Source organism: Sphingobacterium sp. UBA7253 (assembly GCF_002472745.1).
Classification (GTDB): Bacteria; Bacteroidota; Bacteroidia; order Sphingobacteriales; family Sphingobacteriaceae; genus Sphingobacterium; species Sphingobacterium siyangense.
This window is the reverse complement of sequence record NZ_DKSP01000224.1, coordinates 53,073-60,076: the sequence shown is the minus strand read 5'-3', so window position 1 is coordinate 60,076 and position 7,004 is coordinate 53,073. Positions and strand designations below refer to the sequence as shown.

Genomic DNA, 7,004 nt, shown 5'->3' with positions numbered 1-7,004 from the left:
GTGCGACATTATTGCCCGCTTTGACAGAGGGCCAGTCTATATTACCTATGGTTGCAACCCACACTCCACGAAACTCCCGCTTAGGTAGTTGCTGGGAATACGTTCTAATCGAAAATAAACAGATAACAATGGTAAAAAAAGAATATAAATATGTTTTTCCCGTCATTCTATAAATTATAGCCAACAAAGATAGGGAAGCATTTCTTACTTTTTCCCTAAAAAATGTAAGATGTTTGTTGGATACTTGTTAAAAGAACCTGAGCTTGGTTTTCAAATTGATAATAATGCAAATACAGGTAACATTGTACTTTATTTGTACTAATTTAGATGCGGTTTTCACAAAAGCAATAGCTTGATCAGCTAACCGCAATAAAAAAGATTATGAGCAAAGAACAAATATCCGTTTTTGACATGTTTAAGATTGGTATCGGCCCCTCGAGTTCGCATACCTTAGGACCTTGGCGTGCAGCCCAGCAATTTACCGCTGTGCTCAAGTCAAAAGGCCTATTGCATGAAGTCGAACAAGTCAAAGTTCTGCTATATGGTTCTTTGGCGAAAACCGGTGCCGGGCACGGTACTGATATTGCTGTTCTACTGGGGCTAAGTGGAGATGATCCGGTTACCTTTGATGTCAATAGAGTGACACCCAAAGTCGAACATATCAAGGCGGTCGGTGAACTGGAAGTTGCTGGCGAACGGACGATTCCTTTTTCCTATCAGGAAGACCTCCTGTTTCTATATGCCGAAAGCTTGCCTTTTCATCCCAATGCCGTTACCTTTCAGGCCTTCCTATCAAATGGTAAGGCAATTACAGAAACTTATTATTCTATAGGTGGCGGTTTTGTGGTGCAGGAAAATGATACGGAAAGCGTCCTGTCTGAAGTGGATCTTCCATTTCCTGTAGATACTGCACACGAACTCTTGCATTGGACGATGAAAACGGGGCTGAAAATCTCTGAGCTGGTCCTTGAAAATGAATGTGCATGGCGTGAAGAAAGTGAAACCGTAGCAGGCGTATTGAATATTTATAAAACAATACACGAATGTATCTACCGGGGCTGTCACACCGGCGGGACATTGCCTGGGGGGCTAAACGTTGAGCGAAGAGCAGCCAAGCTGAATAAGAAATTAATGCAGGGACGTACCTATCAAGATTACGAGTCCTGGGTAGCGGCCATTCGTGAGGGCGGCCAAAACTTTCAATATATTCTGGATTGGGTAAGTTGTTTTGCTCTTGCTGTAAATGAGGAAAATGCTTCCTTCGGACGTGTGGTTACAGCACCTACCAATGGGGCTTCGGGCGTTATCCCGGCTGTATTGCAATATTATATTACTTTTCATGACGGTATGCGTGAAAATAAAATTATCCAATTTATTCTTACGGCATCTGAAATCGGTTCGATCTTTAAGAAAAATGCAACGATCTCTGCTGCAATGGGTGGCTGTCAAGCGGAGATTGGCGTTTCATCAGCGATGGCTGCCGGTGCGCTGACAGAAGTGTTGGGGGGATCGCAGCGTCAGGTTCTGATGGCTGCCGAGATTGCGATGGAACATCATCTTGGATTAACATGCGATCCAATTGGTGGATTGGTACAGATTCCTTGTATTGAGCGTAATACTATGGGAGCCATTAAGGCAATTACTGCTGCGCAGTTAGCACTGCAATCGAACCCAGATAAGGCAAAAGTGAGCCTGGATACTGTGGTTAAGACGATGTGGGAGACCGCTTTGGATATGAATGCTAAATATAAAGAAACAGCAGACGGTGGACTTGCCGTCAATATTCCATTGAGTTTGCCAGAATGTTAATGACTGTCTGAGTTTTCTCGTTTTTCGTATCTTTGACGCGGTAAAATAGATATATTCTTATAAATAGCGTAAACGAATGAAATATTGTGCAATCGCCTCCGGAAGTAATGGAAACTGTTATTATGTGGCTAAAGATGATTCTGCTATTTTGATAGATGCTGGAATCAACAGCAAACATATACACCTTCGGATGTACAATCTGGGGCTTTTACCGACTCAGATCAAAGCAATTTTCATTACCCATGAACATTCTGATCATATCAGAGGCCTATCAGTATTTGCCAAAAAATATAATCTACCGGTTTATATCACCAAGGGGAGTTACGATGGTACCCGATTGCATCTTCCATCCCATTTGGTCCATATAATCTCTCCGGACGAAGTCGTTGAAATTGGAGGTCTCAAGGTGTATGGTATTCCCAAATATCACGATGCCAAAGAACCCTGTAGTTTCCTTGTTTCAGATGGAACATACAATATCGGGGTATTGACGGATATAGGACGGCCTTGTGAAAATGTACAGCATGTTATTCAGCATTCGGATGTATTGCTTCTGGAATCAAATTATGATGAGGAAATGTTGCGTACAGGACGCTATTCGTATTTTCTGAAAAACCGGATTAGCAGTGGTTGGGGACACCTTTCAAATCGTGTTGCCGTCGAACTGTTTAACGCTTATAAAACCGATCGCCTTAAACATCTTATCTTAACTCACCTCTCCGGTGAGAATAATACGGTCGATCTGGTGCAGCGAACTTTCGAACCACACTGCGAACGTATCCAGCTTCATGTAGCAACACGCTATCAGGAAACAGAATTATTCGATCTGAAAGTTGTGCTAGAGAATCATGTAACACCGGTTTCAATCTCTTCCGCACTCTCTTCCTAGTTTAAAATGCTCTTTTTGTTCGTTTTATGTCTTCAACTAAAGCGTAAGAATACTGTAAAATAAAAAAAATTAGTTGATTTAAAAAGATTTCCTGTTATATTTGCTTTGTTTTTAATCAGTCTAAATAATTCATTGTATGCTTATTTGGACAAAGAGAAACAAAAACACCATGTAATAGACGGCAATCTATCACATGGCGTAAATCTACATACAGCGGCAACTGAATGTAGGTGACTGAAACAGCACGCTGTGTCAGTTACTCCCGATATACGATATGGAAGAACTTGCAAGATAACGAATTTTATTGTTTTATTCGTTGTAGAGCTCGCTTAAACCAGCAAATTCTCCCATAATAAGTTGAAGAAAACTAAACATCAATCAACATATTATGAAAATTTTAATTTCATTTTTTACATTTCTTGCGGTATTACTGTGTAGTCATACCAGTCATGCACATGCCCTTTGGATTGAATCATCTTCTTATGGGACGTTAAACCAATCCCATGAAGTCAAGGTATATTACGGTGAGTTTGCAACGAATGAAAGAGATCAGATCGACAAATGGTACTCCGACGTGAAGGACTTCTCATTAATGTTGCATGCCCCTGGAAAGGAGCCTGTCAAGATTCAGTTGACGAATAAAGGTGATCACTTTAGCGGTTCATTTCAACCTACAGCAGCAGGAACCTATTTCCTGTCAATAGTTAAAGCACCTAAAGATCTCGGCGGCAAAACGAAGTATGAATTTTCTTCCTTAGTACCTGTTGTCGTAGGAAAGTCTGCAACACTTGATTATACGGCCGTAAAAAGCCCATTGCAGATTGAGTTGCTTGGTGCGGCTAACGCAAAAAAAGGACAAAGCGTACAAGCAAAGATCACCAGCTTTGGCAAAGTTGTGCCTCAGGCCAAAGTTTCTGTTTTTTCAGCTACTGGTTGGGGAAAAGAGTTTGTTGCGGACGAGAATGGTATCCTGACATTTGATGCAATCTGGTCGGGCCCATACGTTTTGGAAGCAAGTACCTTTGCGGAGACTGCAGGTGAACATGAAGGAAAACCCTATGCTTCGGCATGGCAGGGAAGTACGACTTTTATTACCATCAAATAACTGCGGATACAGCGCAGACAAAATATTAAAGGGTCCGTCTGAAACGATGGAAACACCAATGGACCCTTGCAAAAAAAGAATATCTACTATAAAAAACATCTACCACACTACATTCATGAATAAAACTTTATCCTTTCTGGCTATTCCTATGATTAGTTCGGTTTTTTCTGTTGCACAGGCACAGACGAACAAAATAATTGAAGGAATTCTTATCAATGAAAAATCTGAACCGATCACAGGGGCAACAGTAAAATTGACCAATACGGGTGTGACCACCAGTACCGATAGTGAGGGGCATTTCGCTTTTTATAAGCTTTCATCCAAAACCTATCATATCGAGATTAAAGCGATTGGTTACAGTAAGCATACGATGGAGGTGAACGTAAAAGATGAGACGACAAACCTTGGCCCCATCATTTTGAAAGACCAATCGCAAGCTATCGACGAAGTTGCGGTTTATGGTAAATATTATGAGCATTATAAGTTTGACAGTATCTCCGGATCGTTACGTCTTAAAACACCAATCTTAGAGTTACCTCAAAATATACAGGTTATTTCTTCTGATTTAATGGCCGATCAGCAAGTTTTTGATATTGTGGATGGTATTACCCGTAATATTAGCGGGGCTACACGTCAAGGCCATTGGGACAACCAATATGCCAATATACGCATGCGTGGCTCTAAGATCCCAGCATTCCGTAATGGGATGAATATCGAAGCTTCTTGGGGGCCTACAGCCGAAGATGCGAGTATGATCGAGCGGATCGAGTTTGTAAAGGGACCTGCTGGATTTATGTTAGCCAATGGCGAACCAGGAGGGTTTTATAATGTTGTGACTAAAAAACCGACAGGAAATACGAAAGGATCGGCGACTTTCAATATGGGTAGTTTTAGTACTTATCGCGCGGCAGTCGATTTTGATGGTAAATTACGAAAAGATGGAAAACTGTTATACCGGTTAAATATGGCCGCGCAACAGAAAGATTTTTTTACAAAATATAATTATAGTAATCGTGTTGTTGTTGCTCCTGTTGTGACGTATAAATTAGACTCCTTGACTAGTCTTACTTTTGAGTATACCTACCAAGGATCTTCTTATCTATCCAATGGTAATTATACCTTTTCTCCAAAGGGATTTGCAGATCCAGGTATCTCGAATGATTTCTTCTACGGTGACCCTTCCATGGAACCTGGTAAATTAAGAGACCATAGTGCATATATCTATCTTGATCATAAATTAAATGAGAGGTGGAAGTTACACGCGCAAATGGCTTATTTTAATTTTGACATGAAAGCGACCAGTACATGGTTAACCTATATGACTGCCAATGGTGATATGCCACGTACATACACGATTGCTGATGAGCATGGTGAGAATCGTTTTGGTCAGATTTCCCTAAATGGTGAAGAGTACACAGGTGGTATTCGTCATCGAATCCTCGTTGGTGCAGATTACGGAAACAAGAAGTTCTGGGGTGACTTTAGAGATTTAATGCCGGAAGACCCGGATACAAAATTAGCTCCAATTCCATGGACTCCATTAAATGTCTATAACCCGGTATATGGTATTCCAGGCAATATACTTCCTGCTATAGACCGATCAAAAAGCGTAAAAGTACGTGCTGGTGGAAGTAACTATGTGAATTCAACGAACTATATGTCTTTTTACGCGCATGATGAGATGGCTTTTTTAGAGGAAAAACTGCGCCTTTCATTAGGATTGCGCTATACTATTGCTGAAAATGTAGGGAAGACTGCTATAGTGGATAGGACAGACAAAGCATTTACCCCACGTGTAGGATTAAGTTACTCAATCGATAAATCGACAAGCGTGTATGGATTATTTGATCAATCTTTTGTGCCACAAGCGGGAACCGATTGGGAAGGGAATGCTTTTAAGCCAGTAAGAGGAAATGATTTAGAGGCTGGAATTAAGAAAGAATGGGGTAATGGAAAATGGATTTCAACTTTGAGCGCATACCAGATCAAACGTAAGAATGCTTTGGTTGACGATGTTGAACATTCAACAAGCACAGTGAAATTTCAAACCCAGCTTGGCGAAACAACATCTAAAGGAATAGAGTTCGATATTACGGGCGAAATTATCAGAGGATTAAATGTTAATGCCAACTACGCATTTACGGATTCTAAAATATCGAAAGATACAAAGGAGGCAAATATTGGAAATATCACACCCAATACAGCGAAACACACGGCTAATGCTTGGGTGACATACCGCTTGCAACAAGGGGTACTGAAAGGGCTAGGGCTAACAGGTAGCGTTCAGGGAATGTTCGATCGTGCTATTGGTACGACAAAAGAAAGTAACTTTAAGAATTATATAAGAACGGATGGTGGAATCAGCTATCAAAGTGGGAAATATAGTATTTCTGTGATGGTAAATAACTTGTTAGATAACAGGAAGTTGCTGACCTCAGGTTCGACAACTGCAAAAAATGCGAGTGTTACAGAAAGTGTTAGTTATTACACCTATATCGTAGAAGCTAGACGTAATTTCCGTATGGGGGTTACCTATAAGTTTTAAATAAACGATCTCGATAAATTATAGAATCGATGTATAGTACATTACTAATCGTTATACTCTTTGGAGCATACCTTTTTTACAACACGAGCAAAAAGGTGAAATTTGGCCCTAGGCCACAATGGCTGGAAAAACTGTGCGCACAAACTAAGTTTGTGCGCATTTTGAGCATATTGCTGCTGCTCTTTCCATTTGGCACTGTTCTTTATATGCAAGGATTTGGCGCGGGCTTTTTTGCTTTTTTTGCCTATTTCATGTGCTTGATGTGTCTTGTGGTCCTATTGAATCCTTATCGCTATTTCAAATTATACCCAATTGTGGGATTGTATGTATTTAGCCTTTGTGTTGAATTATTGATTTCCTAACCGATAAAATATGCCTGCTAATAAAAAATACCTCAGTACGCCCTTTCAGCGCTTCTTGAAAATTACAGCCGGATTTATCGGTGGTTATGTTGTCATGATCTCTTTCCACGTCTTGGTCACACATGTTTTTGAGAAAAAGGATGTTGTTGTCACGGCTTGCTTCACGGGCTATCTCCTATGGGCAGTACTGCTCTTGTTGGCCTTCCTTGCAAAGAACGGATGGAAAATATGGGGACTATATTTACTCTTGGCTGCAGTTTTTTCGCTGCCTTATTTTTTCAACATGTAATTGGC

5 protein-coding genes are annotated in these 7,004 nt (G+C 40.6%); all 5 read left to right on the top strand.

Going from position 1 to position 7,004, the window contains the following annotated elements; genetic code table 11:
• Positions 1-381 precede the first annotated feature (381 nt).
• Entirely contained in the window at positions 382-1,809 is a 1,428-nt protein-coding gene (locus tag B2X72_RS23755) for an L-serine ammonia-lyase (RefSeq protein ID WP_286851780.1), read from the top strand.
• Positions 1,810-1,885: 76 nt separating this feature from the next.
• Positions 1,886-2,698, top strand: a complete 813-nt coding sequence (locus B2X72_RS23750) for an MBL fold metallo-hydrolase (RefSeq protein WP_286851779.1) — start codon at positions 1,886-1,888, stop codon at positions 2,696-2,698.
• A gap of 388 nt (positions 2,699-3,086) precedes the next feature.
• Positions 3,087-3,803 (top strand): DUF4198 domain-containing protein, encoded by a 717-nt coding sequence (locus tag B2X72_RS23745; protein WP_075994514.1) that lies wholly within the window; start codon positions 3,087-3,089, stop codon positions 3,801-3,803.
• Between the two features lie 115 nt (positions 3,804-3,918).
• The gene (locus tag B2X72_RS23740) at positions 3,919-6,348 is read left to right on the top strand and encodes a TonB-dependent receptor (protein WP_286851777.1); all 2,430 of its coding nucleotides are present in this window, start codon (positions 3,919-3,921) and stop codon (positions 6,346-6,348) included.
• Between the two features lie 372 nt (positions 6,349-6,720).
• Positions 6,721-6,999: a hypothetical protein gene (locus B2X72_RS23735; protein WP_088163239.1), complete on the top strand. Its 279-nt coding sequence runs from the start codon at positions 6,721-6,723 to the stop codon at positions 6,997-6,999.
• Positions 7,000-7,004: the final 5 nt, after the last annotated feature.